General features: G+C 36.8%; 20 protein-coding genes, 1 tRNA gene and 2 riboswitches (1 of these 23 running past the window's edge). Of the genes, 4 read left to right on the top strand and 17 right to left on the bottom strand.

The window, feature by feature from the left end; all coding sequences use genetic code 11:
- Positions 1–589: 589 nt before the first annotated feature.
- The 4 genes from EYB29_RS01660 to EYB29_RS01675 all read right to left on the bottom strand — a co-directional run bounded on the left by EYB29_RS01660 (position 590) and on the right by EYB29_RS01675 (position 3147).
- The gene (locus EYB29_RS01660) at positions 590–1594 is read right to left on the bottom strand and encodes a HesA/MoeB/ThiF family protein (protein WP_166626380.1); all 1005 of its coding nucleotides are present in this window, start codon (positions 1592–1594) and stop codon (positions 590–592) included.
- Entirely contained in the window at positions 1594–2361 is a 768-nt protein-coding gene (locus tag EYB29_RS01665; RefSeq protein ID WP_026867270.1) for a thiazole synthase, read from the bottom strand. Before EYB29_RS01665 ends, EYB29_RS01660 begins: the two co-directional genes overlap by 1 nt.
- 1 nt (position 2362) lies before the next feature.
- Positions 2363–2563, bottom strand: coding sequence for a sulfur carrier protein ThiS (gene thiS / locus EYB29_RS01670; protein ID WP_026867269.1), 201 nt, complete (start codon positions 2561–2563; stop codon positions 2363–2365).
- 95 nt (positions 2564–2658) lie between these two features.
- A complete protein-coding gene (locus EYB29_RS01675; protein WP_240921812.1) occupies positions 2659–3147 on the bottom strand; it encodes a thiamine phosphate synthase in 489 nt (162 codons plus the stop codon).
- A gap of 172 nt (positions 3148–3319) precedes the next feature.
- A riboswitch (TPP riboswitch) is annotated at positions 3320–3429 on the bottom strand.
- Between the two features lie 234 nt (positions 3430–3663).
- Positions 3664–3766: riboswitch (TPP riboswitch) on the top strand.
- Between the two features lie 105 nt (positions 3767–3871).
- Here EYB29_RS01675 and EYB29_RS01680 point away from each other — a divergent pair.
- From EYB29_RS01680 to EYB29_RS01695, 3 genes are all read left to right on the top strand, one after another.
- The gene (locus EYB29_RS01680; protein WP_026867267.1) at positions 3872–4621 is read left to right on the top strand and encodes a 3-oxoacyl-ACP reductase; all 750 of its coding nucleotides are present in this window, start codon (positions 3872–3874) and stop codon (positions 4619–4621) included.
- Between the two features lie 12 nt (positions 4622–4633).
- Positions 4634–5941 carry an NtaA/DmoA family FMN-dependent monooxygenase gene (locus EYB29_RS01685; RefSeq protein WP_166626381.1) on the top strand — a complete coding sequence of 436 codons (1308 nt, stop codon included), beginning with the start codon at positions 4634–4636 and terminating at the stop codon, positions 5939–5941.
- Positions 5942–7059: 1118 nt separating this feature from the next.
- Positions 7060–7209 (top strand): hypothetical protein, encoded by a 150-nt coding sequence (locus tag EYB29_RS01695; protein WP_166626383.1) that lies wholly within the window; start codon positions 7060–7062, stop codon positions 7207–7209.
- A gap of 132 nt (positions 7210–7341) precedes the next feature.
- On the opposite strand, the gene EYB29_RS01700 is transcribed toward EYB29_RS01695, so the two are convergent.
- Positions 7342–8763, bottom strand: a complete 1422-nt coding sequence (locus EYB29_RS01700; RefSeq protein ID WP_166626384.1) for a sodium:solute symporter family protein — start codon at positions 8761–8763, stop codon at positions 7342–7344.
- Positions 8764–8998: 235 nt separating this feature from the next.
- Positions 8999–9484: a TetR/AcrR family transcriptional regulator gene (locus tag EYB29_RS01705; protein ID WP_166626385.1), complete on the bottom strand. Its 486-nt coding sequence runs from the start codon at positions 9482–9484 to the stop codon at positions 8999–9001.
- A 195-nt stretch (positions 9485–9679) separates the two neighbouring features.
- Between EYB29_RS01705 and EYB29_RS01710 the strand changes: the two genes are divergently transcribed.
- Positions 9680–10186, top strand: a complete 507-nt coding sequence (locus EYB29_RS01710; RefSeq protein ID WP_051220537.1) for a carboxymuconolactone decarboxylase family protein — start codon at positions 9680–9682, stop codon at positions 10184–10186.
- Positions 10187–10686: 500 nt separating this feature from the next.
- Here the strand turns inward: EYB29_RS01710 and EYB29_RS01715 are convergent, their stop codons facing one another.
- From EYB29_RS01715 to EYB29_RS01765, 11 genes are all read right to left on the bottom strand, one after another.
- On the bottom strand, positions 10687–11175 hold the full coding sequence (locus tag EYB29_RS01715) for a hypothetical protein (RefSeq protein WP_166626386.1): 489 nt from the start codon (positions 11173–11175) through the stop codon (positions 10687–10689).
- Between the two features lie 32 nt (positions 11176–11207).
- A complete protein-coding gene (locus EYB29_RS01720; RefSeq protein WP_166626387.1) occupies positions 11208–12731 on the bottom strand; it encodes a serine/threonine-protein kinase in 1524 nt (507 codons plus the stop codon).
- 269 nt (positions 12732–13000) lie between these two features.
- A complete protein-coding gene (locus tag EYB29_RS01725; protein ID WP_166626388.1) occupies positions 13001–13921 on the bottom strand; it encodes an SMODS-associated NUDIX domain-containing protein in 921 nt (306 codons plus the stop codon).
- Positions 13908–15305: a nucleotide-binding domain-containing protein gene (locus EYB29_RS01730; protein WP_166626389.1), complete on the bottom strand. Its 1398-nt coding sequence runs from the start codon at positions 15303–15305 to the stop codon at positions 13908–13910. The genes EYB29_RS01725 and EYB29_RS01730 overlap by 14 nt, the downstream gene beginning before the upstream one ends.
- Before the next feature lie 221 nt (positions 15306–15526).
- Positions 15527–16006 (bottom strand): 23S rRNA (pseudouridine(1915)-N(3))-methyltransferase RlmH, encoded by a 480-nt coding sequence (gene rlmH, locus EYB29_RS01735; RefSeq protein WP_166626390.1) that lies wholly within the window; start codon positions 16004–16006, stop codon positions 15527–15529.
- A gap of 305 nt (positions 16007–16311) precedes the next feature.
- Positions 16312–17100, bottom strand: coding sequence for an MBL fold metallo-hydrolase (locus EYB29_RS01740; RefSeq protein WP_166626391.1), 789 nt, complete (start codon positions 17098–17100; stop codon positions 16312–16314).
- Positions 17101–17105: 5 nt separating this feature from the next.
- Positions 17106–17852, bottom strand: coding sequence for a two-component system regulatory protein YycI (yycI, locus tag EYB29_RS01745; RefSeq protein ID WP_166626392.1), 747 nt, complete (start codon positions 17850–17852; stop codon positions 17106–17108).
- The gene (locus tag EYB29_RS01750; RefSeq protein WP_166626393.1) at positions 17852–19165 is read right to left on the bottom strand and encodes a YycH family regulatory protein; all 1314 of its coding nucleotides are present in this window, start codon (positions 19163–19165) and stop codon (positions 17852–17854) included. The genes yycI and EYB29_RS01750 overlap by 1 nt, the downstream gene beginning before the upstream one ends.
- Positions 19158–21008, bottom strand: coding sequence for a cell wall metabolism sensor histidine kinase WalK (gene walK, locus EYB29_RS01755; protein WP_166626394.1), 1851 nt, complete (start codon positions 21006–21008; stop codon positions 19158–19160). Before walK ends, EYB29_RS01750 begins: the two co-directional genes overlap by 8 nt.
- Positions 21009–21710 carry a response regulator YycF gene (gene yycF / locus EYB29_RS01760; protein WP_026867074.1) on the bottom strand — a complete coding sequence of 234 codons (702 nt, stop codon included), beginning with the start codon at positions 21708–21710 and terminating at the stop codon, positions 21009–21011.
- Between the two features lie 122 nt (positions 21711–21832).
- Positions 21833–21889: transfer RNA gene (locus tag EYB29_RS01765), tRNA-OTHER, on the bottom strand; it runs 16 nt beyond the window's last position.

The raw sequence follows: 21889 nt of genomic DNA on the forward strand, positions 1-21889 counted from the left end.
ACACAAACAACGACACGCTATCTTCTCATGATTCTGCTAAAGAAGTAATGAGCGACGACACCCAAAGACCAATTGCGTATGAACTGAATAAAATAATCAAAGAAAATTTGAGTGTTTATTGACATAAGAGAGAGTATTCACAAGTAAGGATGAGACTTACTTTAAGAAGACTACATAAAAAATACGGAATATCCACTTGATCTTCAAAACTAGCATTAGATAATGTAGTCGACTAAGCAGAATTGATGGCTAGTGAATTATAATTTCTAAAAAGAGACCTAATGTCAATCAGATATTAAGTCTATATTCATTATGCATAAATTATAATTAACACGCATCAACGGTGATAAGCTTCAAAACGTATCACTTTGAACTACGGGTTATTTGTGGTAACTCTCGGCGTATCGTTTTTTGATGAGGTTTTCTCTTAACGTTCCACCGAAATTTGTAATAAATAGTTCCTTCTGATGACCGTATCTTCACCTAATTCAACACCCTATAGAAATAACTGATGCCTTTTTAATTCTTAGTCTACTATTTCTAAAACACCATAAAAACTCATCTATTTGAGATAGTTCACACTATATTTTTATACAGGATATTCACTCAGTTTCTCAATCATTTCTTGATATAAAGCATTGGCTTCTTCTTTTCGAGAGATGCCATGAACATTCATTCTGCCATCTTTAAATAAGGTCAGCTTATATTTTTTATAAGTCAATAACTTAACAAACGCACTTGCCCTGATAATTTTACCGGGCAGCTCCTGATTGAAAACCGATTCGTCGAACCTGAGTGTATATACACTTCCGCAATTAGATTGTACAGTGGCCAGCATATTTTTATTCAACTGTTCATATATCCGATTCTTACAGACCACACAGTCTTCATTCTTTAATTCATCTATATTTATCGTTTGAAAGCCGATTTTAAAAGTATCTACAGTAATGAGCTGCTTGGAAAAACCTTTTCCTGATAAATAACGAATGACTTCAGAAACTTCCATACTGGCAATGAGGGAAATTACAGGAGGAAGCACACCGTTGATTGCACAGCTTTCCCCTGTCGATGGCAGAGTCTCCATCAAACACTTTAAACAAGGTCCTTTAAAATCAATCCCGTAGACACTTCCCTTACTGCCTACAGCAGCACCATATACCCAGGGGATATCAAGCTTATGACAGGCTTCATTAATCAGAAATCGAATTTCAAAATGATCCATACTGTCAATTACAATATCCGGCTGATACTTTCTTAAGATTGCGGAGATGTTACTGGAATTTATTTCTGCATTGATCGGTACAATCTCAACATTACGGTTTATCTGACACAATTTTTCTTTGGCAGCATTAACTTTCAGCGTCATATCTTCTGCATCTTTTTCAGTATATAAAGCCTGACGATGCAGGTTGGTCATTTCAACAATATCCATATCAATGATGATGAGTTTACCTGCACCCATACGCACAAGCATTTCAGAAACGTGTGTTCCAAGTGCACCGGCGCCCATCACCATCAGTGTGGCTGACATCAGATTTTTTTGACTATTCTCTCCAAATTCATTAAACTTCATTTGTCTGTCGTATCTCTCCATTAAAGAAACTCCAGTCCTTCAGCAGGACTTGAGGCCTGTGCAGAATACCTAACCGGAATACGTCCTGCATCATAACCCAGTACCCCTGCATCAATTGAAAGCTTCATCGCTTCTGCCATTTTAACCGGGTCTTTGGCATTCGATACAGCGGTGTTTAATAATACCGCATCTGCACCCAGCTCCATAGCATAGCACGCATCTTTGGGTGAACCGATTCCTGCATCCACAATAACAGGGATGCTGGATTGTTCTACAATATATCTTAAATTCAATGGATTATTAATACCGCGTCCCGTACCTATAGGAGAAGCGAGCGGCATGATTGCATGAACACCAAGTCTTTCGAGTCTTTTTGCAAGCACGACATCGTTTGAAATATATGGACAGACTGTATAACCTTTGTCCAGCAGTATTTGACACGCTTCGTATGTCGCAATTGGGTCAGGCAGTAATGTCTTATCATCACCAATAACCTCAACTTTAATCATGTCACAGACACCCGCATGTCTTGCGATTTCTGCGATGCGTACAGTTTCTTCCACTGTTTTCGCCCCTGCTGTATTCGGAAATGTCGTGTATTTTCTTAAATCAATATTTGCCAGCGGGTTGGGCAGGTCTTTATCAAATAAGTTCATACGTCTGACAGCGAAAGTCAGCACTTCTGTACCTGACGCTTCAATTGCAGCGGCCTGTATTTTCTCATCTGAGAACTTTCCAGTACCTAAAAATAGCCTTGAGTTAAATTTTAAATCTCCAATTTCTAACATATTATCCGCCTCCTACAAATTCTAATAATTCAAGTCGATCATTATTTTTCACTGCTTGTTGTTTAAATACAATTTTTTTTATCAATTCCCCATTGTGTTCCACTACAATACGATTATCATCTACATCCAGGTGGTCCAGCAGGGTAGCTATGGTAATATCCTTTTCAAAATAATGGAGTTCTCCGTTGACGGTGCACTGCATATTGTTTCATCCTTTCAAATGAGAGTTTTTTAAGTACTGCGACAGCTGGGAAATATATTAACCAAGTTATAGTGTCTAAGCAATGGAGCATTTACTTACATCAAATTTAATATTTGCCATTCTTCTTTTAATCTGGTGATTTGATTGGGTGATGCATCCATAAATGCAGAAATTGCCGAGATACCACTGAAACCTGCCGGTAATTGATTGATAGTTGTTAAATTGATACCGCCAAGTGCAACGACCGGAATTTCATAAGAAAGTGCATCACGTACTTCTTGATGTGTACGCGGCGGCAAAGATTTCTTTGAACTCGATTCAAATATATGCCCGTATAATACAAAGTCGAGATGATTGTCCTGTGCTTTCTTGACAGATTCAGATGAATGAGCAGACATGCTGACTGAAATATCCGGATGTTCTTTTTTATACGTTAATGCAGTTGGATCGTTTTCTCTAAAGTGGATGGCAGTTAAACGAAAAGATTCCAGCAATTTAGTCGAAGTGTGAATGATGATTTTTTCTTTAGGGAAACCTGATTGAATAAGCTGACAAAGGAAAGATGATAACTCGTTGTCGGACATGGGTGTACGAAGTAAAAGATAATCGATACAGGATGAAATCGTATTGAAATGAACAATGTCCTTGGAAATTAATATCTTAAAATGTGTAATTGCAATAAGCATTATGTCACCCCTTAATATAAAAAAGCGCTGTTTTTCTATATAGAAAAACAGCGCAAGTATGCATCAACACATATTACTTTCGCCACTTTCCTACGCCAGTATGAACTGTATCAGGTTCCCGGAATCCCAAAGTCTACACTTTAATCTCAGCCTTTTTCAAAGACACTTCCAGTGGTCTTAACTATTTAATTTTCCAATCAATAACTTCAAGTTACTCTAAAAAGTTAAATATTGCAAATAAAATTATATTTTAATTATACTGATAACTATCTTTTAACATTTACTCAATCATATAAGAACTAGATAGCAGTACAGTTACAGAATTGAATTTGAATTGTGTTTGTTCCTATTCACATAATTTGTGATTTACTTGACGTATCTTCGTAAAGTAATACAATGATGTTAAATAGAATAGATTCGCACTAGGGGCGTTTTTATAAACTGAGATGAGGGTAACCTCAGACCCTTTGAACCTGATCCAGTTAAAACTGGCGTAGGAAAGTGTTACATCGATACAGTTGTATATCTATGTCTTTGCGGGCATATAATTTACTCTCGGTACGTAACTTTCCTATGAAGGCTGCGTATTTTTTTATTCTAAAAAATTATAGGAGTGATTTATTTGACAAGGACAGTTTTAGTAACGGGAAGTGGAAGAGGACTTGGTAGCTATATCGTAAAAGCACTAAGTGAAAAAGGTTTTAATGTCATAATTAACTACAACAACAGTAAAGAAGAATCAGAGAAGTTAAAAAACGAAATTGGAGCACAAGCCATTGCGATTCAAGCGGACATTACAGACCGTGAAGCAGTTGAGCAGTTAGTTAAAAAAGGAACTGAACATTTCGGACAGATTGATGTTGTTGTAAACAATGCACTCGTTAACTTTAAATTTGATCCAACCGCTCAAAAATCATTCAAAGATTTGACTTATAAAGATTACGAGCAACAGTTAGACGGGACACTAAAAGCTGCATTCAACGTATCACAAAGTGTAATACCACAGTTTTTAGAACGTAAAGACGGTGCAATTATTAGTATTGGAACTAATCTATATCAAAATCCTGTAGTACCATATCACGAGTACACCACTGCAAAAGCTGCTTTAATTGGGTTCACCAGAAACGTTGCAGCAGAACTTGGACAGTATGGTATCCGAGCAAATGTTGTTTCTGGCGGTTTACTGAAAACAACAGACGCAAGTGCAGTCACAACACCAGAAGTATTTGATTTAATCGCACAGTCCACACCATTGAGAAAAGTAACAACCCCACAAGACGTTGCTAATATGGTTGTTTATCTTTGTTCTGAGGCAGCAGATGGGGTTACAGGGCAAAACATCACGGTAGACGGCGGACTTACTATGAACTAGGCGGTATATATTATGAATAATTCTAAACAGTTAAATATAGGAATTTTATTGTATGGTGTGGGTCACCATCAGGCAGCATGGTTAGAAGACGATTCGAGTGTCAATGAATTCACGACAATTGAATATTATGAAAATCTGGCAAAAATTGCAGAACGCGGAAAATTTGATGCCGTATTTTTCGCAGATTCACAAGCCTTCCCCGCAGATAGTCCAACTGAATTACCAGCGAGTTATTTTGACCCAATGATTGCATTAACTGCTATGAGTAAAGTCACAGATAACGTTGGACTTGTTTCAACTATTTCAAGTACATTTAATAACCCATTTACCACAGCAAGACAGTTACTCACACTGCAACACATAACAAAAGGACGCATGGGATGGAATCTGGTGACTTCAATGACCGACCGCGAAGCACAAAACCACAGTATACCTGAATTGCCTGAGAGAGCCGTTCGTTATAAGAAAGCGGATGAATTTGCTGAAGTCATGAATAAATTATTTGAATCGTGGTCAATTGAAAGCTACAAGCCAGATAAAGAAAATAACACAATTACTAAAAATAAGAATATTCAGCCATTCAATCACAATGGTGAAAACTTCCAAGTTAAAGGTCCGCTAACTTTACCTTTAAGAAAAGAGGGTAAACCAGTGGCTATGCAAGCCGGGGCTTCAAAAGAAGGTGTTGCACTGGCTGCGAAATATGCTGATGCTGTCTATTCAGTTTCTTGGAATTTAAGACAAGCAAATATTTATCGTGAAAAATTAAATCAAGCCATAAAAGAAAGCCGTCGTCCAGACAACTATATCAAAGTATTTCCGGGACTAGTGACTTACGTGGGTAAAACAAGAGAAGAAGCGCAAGAAAAGAAAGCAAAATTAGACAACCTACTTCCAATTGATACTGCACTTAATCAGCTCGAATTCTTTATTCAGCAAGATACAAAATCATGGAAACTCGACGAAAAAGTACCAAAATTGCCGCCAGTCGAAGAATTCAAAGGACCTGTTGGACGTTATCAAACTGTTTTAGAAATTATAGAAGACAGAAATCCCACAGTCAGAGAACTACTCGGTTATCTCAACGCTGGAGGTGGACATTTAACACTCATTGGCACGCCTGAAGAAATTGTCGATGAATTAGAAAGATGGATGAATGAAGGTGCCGCAGATGGATTTAACTTGATGCCTCCAACACTCCCAGGAAGTCTTGAAGACTTCGTCGACTTAGTCATTCCGGAAATGCAAAAACGCGGCATTTTTAGAAGAGATTATAACGGTGAAACGTTTAGAGAAATGCTGGAACTCGATAAGTATTAAGCTGAATGATTCATAGGTACATCTCAATTTTACGTTGTGTTTTCATATTGAGGCTGGGACATAAATATCTCCAGAAAAAATAATAACTTTTGAGAACTTATGTCCCCGATCCCCAAGTACGAAGGTTATAAGGGCTGAATTGCTTATTAATATCCCGGTAAGCGAGGATGAAGTCAAAACTCACAAAAAAACATTAACAGCTGAGACTCAGGTTTTCGCTTATATAAATCATTTTTCTGCAGACAGAGAAAATTTAATTATTCATTCCAATGTCAAAAAAGAAATCAGGGTTCAGAAAGTGAATAATTATATAATAGTATATTTATTAATAGGTATATCTTTCGGCCATTTAGAAGTTTATTTTGTTAAAAACAAACAGATGAATAAATGGATTTACCAAGCCTTATTTTGATAGCTTCTACAGCTCTATCTATACCATTTAGTGTCACTCACTTTTGGTGCTATTTTAATCCTATTTCAAGTTGTAGTACTTATGGGATTATATATAGAGGATTTGATAAATAAAAATAGAGAAAGTGATAAGATAAAATTTAAAGACTTATAATTTGAGAAATTTCATTGTGTCTTGATACTTAACTCACCATTCTAACAATTTAGGGCGGTGAGTTTATAACAAGTTTTCTTGTCCTAATCAAATCTAGTTCCTGGATTACTTATGATACACTTCGGCTTATCATTTTTCGATGCGGACGTTTAACAATTTGATTGAATGTCACTTTGAGTTTTCAGAATAATCCTTCTAAATTAATGTAGTCTAACGACTTTAAATGTAATTTTCAAACCTTGGTATCTTCGTATATATACTACCAGCCCGTGTTATATTCAGTCATTCATTTCGATAAATCAACAGTATTTTCTAAACTCTTATATCCATCTTGATTTAGAATAGCTTCTTCATTTTCAAATAATTTTTCTACTGTAAGATCTTTATCCCAGTAGCCTTAGTTAGAACCAAAGAAGTTCTCAGCGACTCTTCCTGCTGCCACTTCGAAAATTTTACCATTATATTGATTATCTTTGTGAGATAACCACAAAACAGCATAAAATTTCATCTGGTCGTCATGAATATGGACGAACACGTGAAACGATTGGTCACTATGAACCGACCCAGAATGTTTTTCGCTAAAAAAGCAGCCCATCAGTCTATCTTTAACGACATCATCCTGTTTACAGCCTGGATGACGACGCTCGCAGCCATTTGGATTTCTTACGGTTACTGGCGAAGTAAACGTAAGGAGAGTAAATAACCATCTAAAAATTACAGCAAGGAACAGACACAGGTCATTAAAAACAGGGTTCAGTGTTCGAGATGATGATCTCAAACACTGAACCCTTTGTCTATCAATTAATGATATTGCTATTTTGATTGCATTTAATTTTTATGCTTTGGCTGTTTCTTTACCATTTGTGATGAATGTCACTGCAAGCAGTATAATCACAGACACCGGCAGCCCGATGAAGATGGGATGCAGACCGAAAGGATGTCCTGCAATCTGCCAGAGGACGGCGATAATCAGTCCGCTCCACATGGAAGCAAGACCAGCAGCCGTCGTCACCTTTTTCCAGAACATGCCTAAGATTACCGGTGCAAACAAACCTGAGACTGTCATCGCCGTGCCGGTCACCATCAGATTGACAATTCCAGGAATGGTAAGTGCCAGCACAAGCGCAATGACGGATATAATCAATACCGACAACCTGCTCCATAACAGCATCATTTTATCACCGTGGTGTGAAAAGTTCGGTCTGATGATATCATTGACGAGCGAAGACGACCCTGCCAGAAGGAAAGAGTCCGCACTGGATATGACGGCTGCGAGCAGCAGGACAATCATAAAGACGACCAGCGGAAAAGGGAATACTTCACCTACGACTCCGTAATAGACGAGAACTGGATCAATATTTCCAAGCTCGAGGCCGTAGCGGCTGAGTACGCCGATGGCGACAGCAACCGCACCGATCGTTACCGCGACGATCATGGAAATAATATATCCGCTGCCTGCTATTTTTATACTGTCGGCTGCCCAGACCCGCTGCCAGAGATCCTGCCTGACAAATTGGAAGACTGCAAGCGTGAGAAGATAAATCATTATCTCACCCGGTGTAATATTCATCACGCTGAGCATATCGCCTTCACCGGCAGATGCGGCCCGGTCCGCAATCGAACCCCAGCCTCCTGCAGCTATCAATACTGATGCAAACAGCAGGACAACACCGAGCACAAGAATAATTCCATGGAAAGTATCCTGCCAGATGACGGTCTTCAGTCCGCCGAAATAAGTTTTAAGCGTGAGCAGTACCCAGCCGATGATAATTCCAAGCGTAACATCCAGGTCGAGAGTCACGTTCAATATCGTCGCGATGGCGACAAACTGCATACCGGTCATCGCACAATATGAAAATAGTATACTGATGACTGTCGGTATGCGCGCCTTCTCACCATAACGCAGTGCGGTATAGTCACCGATTGTGACCATCTTATAAGTCTCTCCAAGACTTCGGACACGATTGAGGACAAACAATGCAAAAATGATGACGCACATAAACATAGTAATATGTATCCACTGCTGGCCCATCCCGAGGCTGTAACCATTCTCCATGTAGCCGAGCAAGGTCGATCCCCCGACGCCGGTGCCGATGAAAGTCAGGATTAAAGGGAAGAATGAAACAGTTCTGCCGGCAACATTATAATCCTCATATGTTTTCGTCTTTCGGTTGATATACAGAGCCAGCAAAATCAATAATATGAAGTACACAAAAACAATGACTGATAAGATGATTCTCTCATTTTCATCAAACAAATAACCACTCTCTTCCTTAATTTTGAATTGTCATGGGTGTGATGAATTATGCTGCTAAAGCATCTTTTTAATAATATCATATCTTAACCTGAATCATCCATACTGCCACAGGAAACATTAAATGACTGAAAAGTTTAAGCAAGTAAGAACTCACTAAAATCATTCAAATTGAGACTGATGAATAACAATTTCTCAGGAGTACCAGTCCCTGATATGGTTTTACTTATGATATCACTCAATCTGATATATTAAATCTACAAATTTCTAAGAAGCTTGCGACTAGTTCGTCAATAGATGCATCACAACCATCTTCAATCCACTTCATTAAAATATTTAAAAATCCTCCTGTATTGTAATATAAAGCATATACCATATGAGTATCTTCTATTCGAAAATTAAACTTTTCTTTAACTTCTAAATGTATATCAGGTAATAACTGATTGAATTGAAGTAATAAGAATGGGGTTAAGTTATGTAGGTTAATTAATTTCAGAAACTCAATTTCTTCTAAACAAATTGAAAAGAATTCCCTAGATAAATATTTCATATTTAACTTATTTGCATACTTCAATCTATTTACATACTTTGTTTTTATTAAATTTATTCCGTAATTGAGAATATCTAGTTTTGAATCATAATTTCTGTAGAATGTTGTTCTATCTAGATCTGCGTTTTTTGTTATTTCAGAAATTGTTATTTTCTCAAAAGATTGATCTTTCATAAGTTCAATTAAACTTTCATAAAGCCATAGCTGAGAGTTTTTAACTGATGGATTGTTAGAATACTTTATTTTATTCATCTCCTAGCAACAAAAATCAAATTATGTTGAACTTCAAGGCAAAGTATTGAAATACAATTAATTTAAATATACTCTATAGTCAAAAGTTCAACAAGTGTTGCAGTTAGGAGTGGGAGAATGGGGAAGATTTTATCCAAAGGTACTATAAAAGTCGGTAGTTTAATGAACTTAAAGAATAGAATTAATTACTTTAAGGTAGCCCCTGACGGTATGGAGAATGTCATCCAACAGGAAAGATATGTAAATAAAATTAAGTTAGATAGAAAATTTATACCATTAGTAAAACTGTATATTTCTCTTTTAAATGGTTGCTCATATTGTATTGAGATGCATTATAAAGAAGCTACTAAGAAGAAAATTGATCAGAATCGTATTGACTGTATTTTGAAACTAAATACGGATAATAAATTATTTAGTGAGAAAGAAAAAACACTTTTAAACTTTGCAAAAAAAGTAACTATAATTTCAGAAAATAGAATTTCTGATACAGAGTACCTAGATGTAAGAAAGTACTTGTCAGAAAAAGAATATATTGATTTTGTTTTGCTCATAAATCAAGTGAATACCTGGAATCGTATTTCGATTAGTTCAGGTAATACAGGCAAAGATATACCAACTGACTAAACTTAGTACTTATACAAATCTTTTTATTTATTATGATTGTTCAAGTAATGAATACTCACCTAAACTTTAAAAAATTACAGTGGATAATGTAGTCGAACAAGCAGAATTAATGGCTAATAAATTGTAAATATAAAAAAAGACCTAATATCAATCAGATATTAGGTCTATATTCATTAAACATAAATTATAATTAACACGCATCAACGGTGATAAGCTTCAGCGTATCAGTCTATGATGAGGTTTTTTTCAGACATCTTTCTACTTGTATTCATTGATTATTTTTACCAATCGTAAAATTTCTTTTCCCGGAGAGGTGATTTCCAATGCGAATTCTGGTTTTTCAAAAAACCATATGCCTCATGTATTCTTACCTTGGCTGTATCATTTTCTTCTTTAAACAATTGTAAGCTCATAGATTTTTCAAATGTATATTCTAATCCACTTGAGTGTTGAGTATTTCTTTGAAAATATTTAACCCACATCTGACGGTCATAACTTTCTTAATATAAAGTTATCTTATTTCGAAATCCTTGGAAAAATCGCTCGTAAATATATTCTAAATTATTAATATCTTCATCATAGAGTTGACTTAATGCATTAATAGTAATAAGTTTTTGAAGAGATGGGTCTTCGTTTTTATTCACTGTATCGTGTAGGATAACTCCCATCATCATAGAAGCTTTTACTGAGTTAGATCTGATAACTTTATCGAACTGCTCACATATGAATTGTGCCCTTTTCTCATTACTGACATAGTCTTTCAATTTAACAAGTTGTATTTCTGAAATTTCTTCTCCATTATTTAATCCTTTTAAGAAAAGTTCAAACCGTTTTTGTGATGCAAATTGAGCACCAGTTATAAATAATCTACCTATATTTGAAGTTGTTGAAATAACCTCAGTAACTTCAACCAATGGATAATCCAAATTAATATATTGTGTTAATTGATCAGCAACATTTTTCATAGCATCTGACAATTTATCACTCACGTATTCCCTCCGTTCCGATTAAATTCCTTCTATTAATTTTGCCTGAGTATGTCTTTTATATTCTCATCTATATGAGACATATACAGTAAATTCTCCAAATCTTCTTGTACAGAGAAACGGTTAACATCTTTAGCAACAAAGTTAACTATTTCTGCTGCCAATACTTGTTCGTCATACTCAACTTCAAAATTATTCTGTACGAGTGTGTAATGAGCAATATTAGCGTATTTATCATATGTGTCAAATAGAATTTCGAAATTCCTGTAAACGATACTATGAAGCTTCTCCAGAATCTCTCCAACAAATTGAGGCTCCATTTCAATTACTTTGATAACCGCTCTATTTGAGTAAATTGTTTGGTCCATGAAATCTTCTAAATTGTCCTCAGATAAGTTGATGATAAATTCACAGACCTCTTTATCTATAGTCATCTTCTTTAACTTTGATTTAATTCTTTCGTTTCTACTAACATCATTTTTGTCTTGATAGAATTTTTTAATTGCACTAAGTAGTTCACCTGCATTCGAATAACGATTACTAGGTTTTTGCGCCGTTGATTTTTTACATATAAACTTCAGTTCATGATTGTAATTTGATGGATCGTGATTGAATATGAAATTGATGAGTTTACCAAGACTATAAACATCCGACTGTTTCTCAGCATTTTTTAACCCTCTAAGCTGTTCTGGCGGAGAGTAATCAAATTGTCCAAAATTTTTGGTCATCATAGTATTATGGGAATAATATTGATCAAGCTCCTTCCCTATACCAAAATCACAAATTTTTATAACTCGATTAATAAGTAATATATTAGTTGGGCTAATATCTCTATGAATAATATCTCGATTATGAACATGAGACATAGTTTCCACTACATGACGAATTATCCATAATTTCTTCCGGTGATTAACATCGTTGCCTTGTATAAAGTCCTTTAGATTGGATTCTGCTAACTCCATTTCATAAGAACACTCAGTAGGATTGTAATTACTCACCTTAACGACATGAGTAAAATCTTGTAATGATTCTAAAATATCATATTCTCTTTTAAATCTGGACCGCGAACTTTGTTCAATCTTTTCTTCATATTTTAAAATTTTTTTTGCTCTATTTAAGCCCCTTATTTCATAGACTTCTGCAAAACCACCTGAATCAATTAGCTTTAAATCCCTATCTCTATATACCAAGAAAATTTTGTTGTTATGTAATTGGATGTCTATAGAATATGGAGTAAGTATTAAGTTTAGGCGCCTTCTTTTTAACTCTATTTCTTCTTCAATATTTGAATGAGATATTTCATCAAATGTCAAAATATAGTCTTTTGACAATATGACTTTAAAGAAATCATTCAAAATCCCTTCCTCGTCTAATTCTTTCAATTTTTTTGCTACATAATACCATCGTGAAGGGAAGCCAGGTCCGTATTCAGTAGATGTATTGAAATATTGATTGAAGAACTCTACTAACTGATTGCCAGTTTTATAGCTGAATAAGCTATCATCATAATCTCCAATAAATTCTTCAGCAATCTTTCTATAAATTTTATCAGGCAACATTGTATCACCTCTTAATTATATTACTAACATTATATCAATATAAATCTCATATAAATTATATCTCCTAGACTATGTAGAAATTTAATAGTCAAGTCTACACTAAAGTTGTTTCTACATCACAAATCTTAAGTAATTTAATACTCATATCCTATGGACAATTCTTAAAAGAGATGCTAAAAACTAGCACTTTCTATTCACAAGCTATCCTTACTTCTCTCTGTTTATGCACGTCTGTGGTACATTTTTTGCTGCGCTTCATGAGGTTTGGTTTAGAGCTTGATTGTGACAGGCTTCTGATGTTTGTTTCTCATCAACAGCTCATCCGTATTCTCCCTCAGGATTTTTGGCGTGTGGTTAGCAATGTTATCCACGAGTTTCTGAGTTCCATATTCTACACCATGAGAATTAATCTTATCCGCTGTCGCAAAGAAATATTTGTCAGAGTCCTGATGCATGAGATTTCTGAACAGCGTCTCTTGTCTAGCTGTCAGACGGACTTCAATGATATCGGCTAGAAGCAGTTCATAGTGGTCGAACACACGGCCGTATTTCACGTCTGTCATGTGTCTGCCGGAATATCTGTAGGTTAAATCGCCAAACGCCTCCCTGTCTAATATACCTGAGTGGAATATCTCCTCGATGAACTCCCTGCTGAGGTCATCGATATTCTCTCGGTACGACGTCTTATCGAATCGTCTGATGAACTTTCTGAGGTCTTTATTCTTTATCAGTAGTCTGTAGTCTTTTTTGGTAACTTCATCCACCGGGATGCGGTCATCATCTTCAGCTGGGATATAACGTGCCAGATAATCCGCTTCCTCCGACTTAAACTTATAGGCACCGCCCACGGGCTGGTATTTCTCTGACCTTCTGTTCTGTACCAAGAAATACTTACCGTCGACCTTGATTCTATATAGATAGGCGAATGAGATTCTGATGGTCGTATCGTCATTTATCATCCCTGCTTTTTTCAGTGCTCTTTGCGTCGTCTTCCAGTTACTGTTATCAGTTAAATCAATGATGCTCTTATATGCTTCTGGAATCAGAACACCTACAAACAAAGAAACCATCGTTAGACCGAACGTAGCTCCGGTTCCGATATAATGATGGATCAGTTTTGTAAATAACAGTAACAGTAACAGTAGAACTGTCGTTTTCCCTACTTTTTTTGGGTAGCTATACTCTCTCACTTCTAGTGCCTCCTATAGGGACATCCACATGTCCGATACCTACGCATACGCCATTCTTAACCAGATAGCATTCGATATAGTGCAAACCCGCAAAATCTGAGCTCTCAGTGATTTCAGTCCCTCTGTTGTCTTGTATCTGCCCCCTTATGCAGTTACGTTGCTCAGCTTCGCTACCGACATTCAACACCTTCCACAAAATCTTGTCGTAGTGCGAACAGTTGGTCTCTCCGAGTCTGCATTTAATGGTGAAGTTATAGGGAATGAATTTTTTGAGCTGTTGTGGCAATCTGTCCAAGAACTCATTAATCGGCATGACTGAGAAGCCGTTGCCGGATACCTTGCAGTCAATCGTCACATCGTATTGTTCATTGACTGGATACAGTTCATTGATAAACTGCTCGGTGTCATCAAACTCAGGTGCCTTACTCTCTCTGAAGTTTTTGTTTTGTGATGACGAATAAAGTTCTTCCCAGTAGGAATGATTGAAGAACTCAGACCAAACTTTCACAGCATCTTGATGCGTGCAAGCATCATCAAAGAGAATCTCCAGCTTGTCCAGATTCGACTTCAGACGTCTCCTCATGTTCCTTATTCTCTGATAATCGACATTTCGGGTCACTAGTGCTCTACCGTTATCGATCGGCGCACTAACGTCGAGAGAGAGGTTCAGGCGGTTTACGATAGCCTGCATGGTGTAATAGAATTTCTCATCCAGCCGGGAATAGTCCTCGGCAAACTTCTCATCACATAGGACGGTCTGAATGAGACCACTCGGCATGTTAGCCCACGAATCTCTCGACTTACAGAACATCTTGGACAGTCTTATGACCTTCCGTAAATCATCTCCTGATTGCTTCACTTGGTCAGTGAACCACTCCTCCAGTGCCTTGATGTGTCTAACCGACCATTCTGAGCCTGCATGTTCATAGATGTATTCATTGTTCCATGAGGACGTCTTATACCTCTGGAATATTGCAAAATCCATGTGGTAGCCGGAAGAGCTGTATTTCAGCCGTACACAGCTTGTCTTGACCTCAGGGGGTACTAAAAGTTGCTTGGTCTTTCTCTCCAGTGCATCTGCCACCATATTCCGGGTGGACTGAGCCCCCAAACTGTCGAGGTCATCTGATTCAAACACGATGCCCACATCGATATCATAATCATTATCGTCATTCTGTGTGATGGTATGCATAGCCATGCTACCCTGTATTCTTTCCTCGGCGATTTTATAGTTCTTCCTTTTCTCCTGGTTGTATTCCGCCAGACCATCTTTCAGTCTTCTAATGTTCAGCTTCCGTCTTTTTCTTAGCTCATTCTGTTCCACCGCTGATAGAACAACCTTCTTCCGGTAAAACATGTTGAACTCCTTAGAGCAATCGTACATCTATAGGGACCTCCACCTTTTTATTGTCTTTCATAAATACTTAGCTTCATTATACACAACGAGCTATATCAAAGTTCTTATTTTTATTTCCTCATAAGCTTTAAAACTGAGAAGATATCAGGATATATTCCATTTGTATCCTAACTAGAGATTGGTTTACTTGAGAATCAAAAAGTATAGTAATTAATAATTGGTTTATATATCAAAATCCCAAAACCTCATCAACGGTGATAAGCTTCATTCCTCAATATCTTATTCACTCTAAATATCTGTTCCATCAACATCACCTTCATCATCTGGTGAGGGTAGGTGAGGGAACCGAAGCTGATTTCTTGGTTACTTCTTTTCTTCACTGATTCACCAATCCCATTACTGCCACCGATCACAAATACAACGTCACTTTTTCCTACATTCATCCATTTTTGATATTCTTCTGCGAATCCTTCACTCGTAAATTGTTTCCCTCTAATCTCCATCGTCACGACATGTTGATTGTCTTTTATTTTCGATAAAATTCTCTCTGCTTCTTTATCTTTAATCAGCTCTATATCTTTCTCACTCGCATTATTCGGTTCTTTTTCATCTGTGACTTCAATCACATCTATTTTTGCATATTTACTTATACGTTTTTTGTATTCTTTTACCGCTTCAACCCAATATTTTTCTTTTAATTTCCCAACCGTAATCAACGTAATCTTCACGTTTTCACCTATCTTTCATCATTATTTTCTATTATACAAAACTGTGGAAAATAACGCATATACACTGTAATTTTATGAGTTATCAAGCACTTATCCACAACCTGTGCATAACTTTTCTACCAAAAACCCTTTGTTTTCGCCATTTTTTTGGGGCGAAACCCTATTTTCTTATTCATTTTTTTGAATTCCACATCTTTTTCCACATTATAAACGCATTTACCCACAGTTTTTATTATCTCTGTGGATAACTTGTTTATTCGCTAAAATAATAGCCAGATTACAGTCTCCTATAATCTGGCTATCTTCTATACTTGATACAGTTCTGTCGGTACAGCTTTATCTGTATCGCATATCATTACACCGTTATGAGTATCGATGTCATACTGATTTAAAATCTGTTCAACACTCATACGTGCGAGTTCTTTAATGTTATTATCCAAGCTCAAATGTCCTAAATAAATGCGTTTTGTACTGTCAGTAATAACGTCTTTCATAGCATGGGCAGCGTCTTCGTTTGAAACGTGACCAACGTCTGACAGGATTCTTTGTTTAGTATTCCATGGATAACGCCCCATACGAAGCATATCAACGTCATGGTTGGACTCAAAGACAAAGATATCACTTTCTTTGATAATACCTTTCATTGTGTCTGATACGTAGCCTGTATCTGTAATCAATGAGATTTTCTTGTTCTCTTTAGAGAAAGTATAGAACTGTGGATCAATCGCATCATGTGACACGTTAAACGATTGAATATTCATTCCTAAGATATCTTTTTCTTCCATTGGATTAAACAAGAATTTCTTTTCGGGATTAACAATAATATCCTTACGTTCTATGGCCTGCCATGTTTTCTCATTGGCATAGATTGGAATATCGTACTTTTTAGCAATCACTTTTAAACCTTTAATATGATCTACATGCTCATGTGTAATAAATACAGCATCAACATCTTGGAGTGATTTGCCAATTTGATGGAGCGTTTCATCCGTTTTTTTACACGATAGTCCAACATCAACGAGTACACTGCCTTCAGTTGATTCTATGAATGTACTGTTTCCAGTTGAGCCACTTGCTAATACGCTCATCTTCATGTGCTTCACTCTCTCTCAATAATATCTTCTGTCTGACTTAGTGCATCTACATATAATATGCGCTCAATATCACCATCTGTGATTTCGAACTGCCATTTTGGTCTCATCATCACCTGATTATTTTCTTCTAGTATGATGTAGTAACCCAGTTTTGCACTTTCTATTACTGCATTACCAGTAATATCTTCGTTCATATACAATTCTTCAATAATGACATTGGGATTTCTAACAGTTTGCTTAACAGAATAGTCACTTGGTTTTATACTTTCTATATAACCTTGTGACACCGTCATTGGTTCTTCACTGAAGTATAACCTAGCAAGTTCGTTAGAGAAAATTGGATAATCCTCATACATTTGGTTGAAGACGACTGCGTCAGATTCACTCATTACTTCATCATAATGATACGCTTCGCCTTTGTAAACCGAATTGTTTTTAAATTCCTCAAGTCCACCGCGTGTAAATGCCACATCTTCATCTACTGGTACAGTGGTTTGATTATTTGTCGAATCATCTGCTGAATTAGCGTCTTCAGTCTTAATATCTGCAGGTTCTCCAACGATCATCTGCATCTCTCTACTTTCATAATCTTCGAGTACGGATGTATCTATATTCGTTTTCGATAAAACATCTGACTGCTTTGATAGACGGCTGACTTCTTCATTTGATTCATTATATATCATATAGATTAAAACAAGGTTGATGACGATAAAGGCGGCTAGGAAAATAGATTTTGTTAATTTCCAATCCATTATGATAAGTCTCCTTCATTAAATTTCATCCATGTACCGTCGTATTTAACATACCACTGTGGTGTATAATCAATAAATTCAAAATCAGTATCATCGTTTGCATAAGTCATATCATAACCTAGGACAATTTTGGAAACCTTTTGTAAATCTAAGTTGTCATCTAATGCAATTTGATAACGGACGTTCTCTATATCGTATAGTTCAACTTCTCCACCATCTGAAACTTTAGCAGCCGTACGAATCAATGGTATGGAATATTCGTACACTGAATTATTTCCGTATTTAACCGTAGTAGATGATGAGAGTGAATTACTAAAAATCACTCGTCCATGTAGGGTAAATCGATAGGTTGCTGAATTTTCTTCTGGATTATATTCAAATAAGAGATTATTTTGAGCTAAGCCGTTATGAGAGTTTAAGAAATAATATATATCTTGAATTGTTTTATGCTCGTTATCACTCGCAGTTGTCGCTTCGTTTAAGTTTGTATAGTTATACTCAAAGGTTTCTGGATTAAACGTTGCAATACTATTCTCACTTTCATAAATCGAAGTCTCTCCTGAAGATGGACTTTCTACAGGTTGATCCATAAACATAACCCTGTTCATAACGTCCACATTGATCTGTGAAATCATAAATCTCTCTACATTTAAGCTACCAGGGGAAGAAGGTCCATATATCGCTGTCATGTTGTTTGACGTATTTTGATTGGTAATGATTGCAGTATAATCCTCAAAGTTTTCTTCATGGTCATCTACGAGACCTTGTAAGAAGTCTGCACTAATATCCGTTTCGACAACGGCAACTCTAGAGCGACTTTCGTCTAGTAAATTGAAAACAACATTTTCTTCTTTCATATCTACAACAATACGATCAAAGGAGAATTCAGCTATCGTCTCATCATGATTTAAACCCAGCATCTGAAATAGCGACTTAGAGGGTACATCTGAAAAATAATCAATGATTAAAAACTCTTCTTCCTGTGTCTCTTCACCACGAACGCTCAGGTTATTAATAGAGTTATAGATGTTCATACTCGTCACATTGGAGCCATCTAAATGTTCTCTAACCTCAATTAAAGTCTCAGGTTCTGTGGTTCCTTTAACTTCATCACCACTAACCTTGACCATCTGATAAGTACTCATGACTTGTTCAAATGTAACACGTTCACCTTGACCAATATTTGTAGTGCCTTCAAGTGTTGTATCTATTTCTGAAAACTCTGGTTCGTAACTCCATACCCTGTAGGTCAAAACGACACTAGTTAAGACAAGTACAATGAGGAGGACTGATTTGAATATGCCTTTATACATCCCACTCATCCTCCTCTATCACTTCACAAGGTAAGTTGATAAAGATTGTTGTCCCTTCATTTTCTACACTGTTCGCCCAAATTTTACCGTTGTGTGCTTCAACAATTTCCTTAGTGATTGCGAGTCCAAGACCCGTACCACCCATTTTACGCGCACGTGCTTTATCGACACGGTAGAACCTATCAAAGATACGTTCTACTTTATTTGATGGGATACCTAGACCGTAGTCTTTAATACGTACAGTCATGCGATTATATAGGGTATTCTGTTTTAAATGAATATCGACACGTTTCGGACTTCCATGCTGATACTTAATTGCATTGGAAAGGACGTTATCTAATACCTGACCCATCTTATCGACAGCGATATCTGTAAATAACGGTGCGTCAGGGATGTGACGATTGAAAACAACTTCATCCTTATGTGTCATCTCAAAGCGGTCGATAATACGGTTAATGAATAACTTGAAGTCGACGACTTCTGTTGATATTTCTTCTGCATCATTATCCATTCTTGAAAGCTGTAAGAGATCTTCAACCAAGCGACTCATTCGGTCAGTCTCTTCTCTCGTTACACTCAAGAATTTCGGTGCGATATTTTCATCCTGCCATGCACCTTCTTGTAACGCTTCTAAGTAACTGCTCATAGATGTCAGTGGAGTACGTAATTCGTGCGATACGTTCGCAACGAATTCACGACGTTCTGCATCGATTCTTTCTTGTTCTGTAACGTCATGCAATACAGCAATATAACCATTAATAAATCCAGTATCTGTAACGATTGTAGAGAAGTTCACTCGAATCGTTGTAACGCCATCCGTTGTATCAATGAAGATCAGATGACTCTCGTTTGCTTCCTGAATGATGTTCTCTAAGTTTAAGTCTTCACCCAGTTTAAGAATATTGAGCATATCATCGCCTTGGAGCTCATACGGTGATTTATTTAGATTCAACATACCAATGGCCATATCGTTAACGATTCTAATACGACCTTTTCTGTCGGTCGCAATGATGCCATCAGACATGTGTGTAATTACTGAATCGAGACGTTTCTTTTCACTTTCTGTATTCGCCTGGGCTTCTTGAACACGCTTAGAAAGGATGTTAAAACTACCTGCTAATTGTCCGATTTCATCATCACTATAAATTTGTACACGTGATGTATAATCCCCTTCGGACATTAAGAGGGCTTGGTTTCTCATATCTGTAATTGGCTTAGTGATGGTTCTCGCCACAAAAATACCGAGTATACTTGTAATGACAAGAGAGAAGAATGTCGCAATAATAAAGGTATTATTGATTGCTTCTAACTGCTGATACACACTTTCCATATTTGATTCAACATAAATAACACCGACAACTTGATCGTCGATGATAAGCGGTTGATTTAAAATCCAGACGCGTTGGTCGTCCTTGTCTACATTGACGAAAATCTCATCGTTAGCGATACCTGAATTCAGGGCATCTTGAGAGAGGTCATCACTTATTCTTGAGCCAACCATTGATTCATTAGAGATACGGCTTGTACCTACAAGCACATTATCCGCATTGATATAACGAATCTCTTCGATATCGGGTCTGTTCCCATAATCAGCTAAGAGCGTTTGAATCTGGCTAAACATTTCAGCCCGATCATCTCCAGTCTCTTCCGAGATTTCCTTGATTCTAGTATCGATAATCGATACTTGAGATTCTATGCTGTTTTTAAAGTTCCCAACCAAATCCCGCTCTAAGCTGTTAGTAAAATACAATCCTATAATTTGCATACCAATAATGATCAAGAGCATATAGATCATTACAAGTTTAAATTGTAAGGATTTTAGGTTTTTCAAAAACTGCCTCATTTAGTCATCACCTTTTATAAAGTAACCAACACCACGACGTGTCATAATGTACTCTGGGTGACTCGGGTCATCTTCTATTTTTTCGCGTAATCGACGTACGGTAACATCGACTGTACGAACGTCACCGAAGTAATCATAACCCCATACAGTTTCAAGTAAGTGTTCACGTGTCATCACTTGTGCTTTATGTTTAGCTAAATACAAGAATAACTCAAATTCACGGTGTGTTAGATCAATATCTTCACCGAACTTTTTAATCGCATAAGAATCGGGAATTACTGTAATATCTCGAATATAAATATTCTTGTCTTCTGGCACTTCTTCCTTAGCAGTTGATACACTGTTTCTTCTCAAATTAACTTTCACTCTTGCAATGAGCTCTCGAGTAGAAAAGGGTTTTGTTACATAATCATCTGCACCGAGTTCTAAACCAAGTACCTTATCGATTTCAGAATCTTTGGCAGTGAGCATAATAATCGGCATGTCATGCTTTTTACGTACCTCGCGGCAGATTTCCATACCATCCATGCCTGGGAGCATAATATCTAAAAGTACTAAATCTGGGACTGTCTCCATAATTAATTCCAAAGCATCGTTACCGTCATAGGCTGAGTAGACCTCGTAACCTTCTTTTTCTAAGTTAAATTCCAATATATCTGCAATCGGTTTTTCATCATCCACAACAACAATTTTCTTAACCATTTTAATGCCCCTCCGTTTCGCGTACATAATAGTATACGTAAACTTATCCATCTTTAAATGTATCACTTTTCAAGCAAATAAAAAAGTCTGATAGCTTAATTGCTACAGACTCTTACAGACGGTCCCGACGGGAATCGAACCCGCGATCTCCTGCGTGACAGGCAGGCATGTTAACCGCT

This window comes from Jeotgalicoccus sp. S0W5 (assembly GCF_011634875.1).
Taxonomy (GTDB): domain Bacteria; phylum Bacillota; class Bacilli; order Staphylococcales; family Salinicoccaceae; genus Jeotgalicoccus; species Jeotgalicoccus marinus.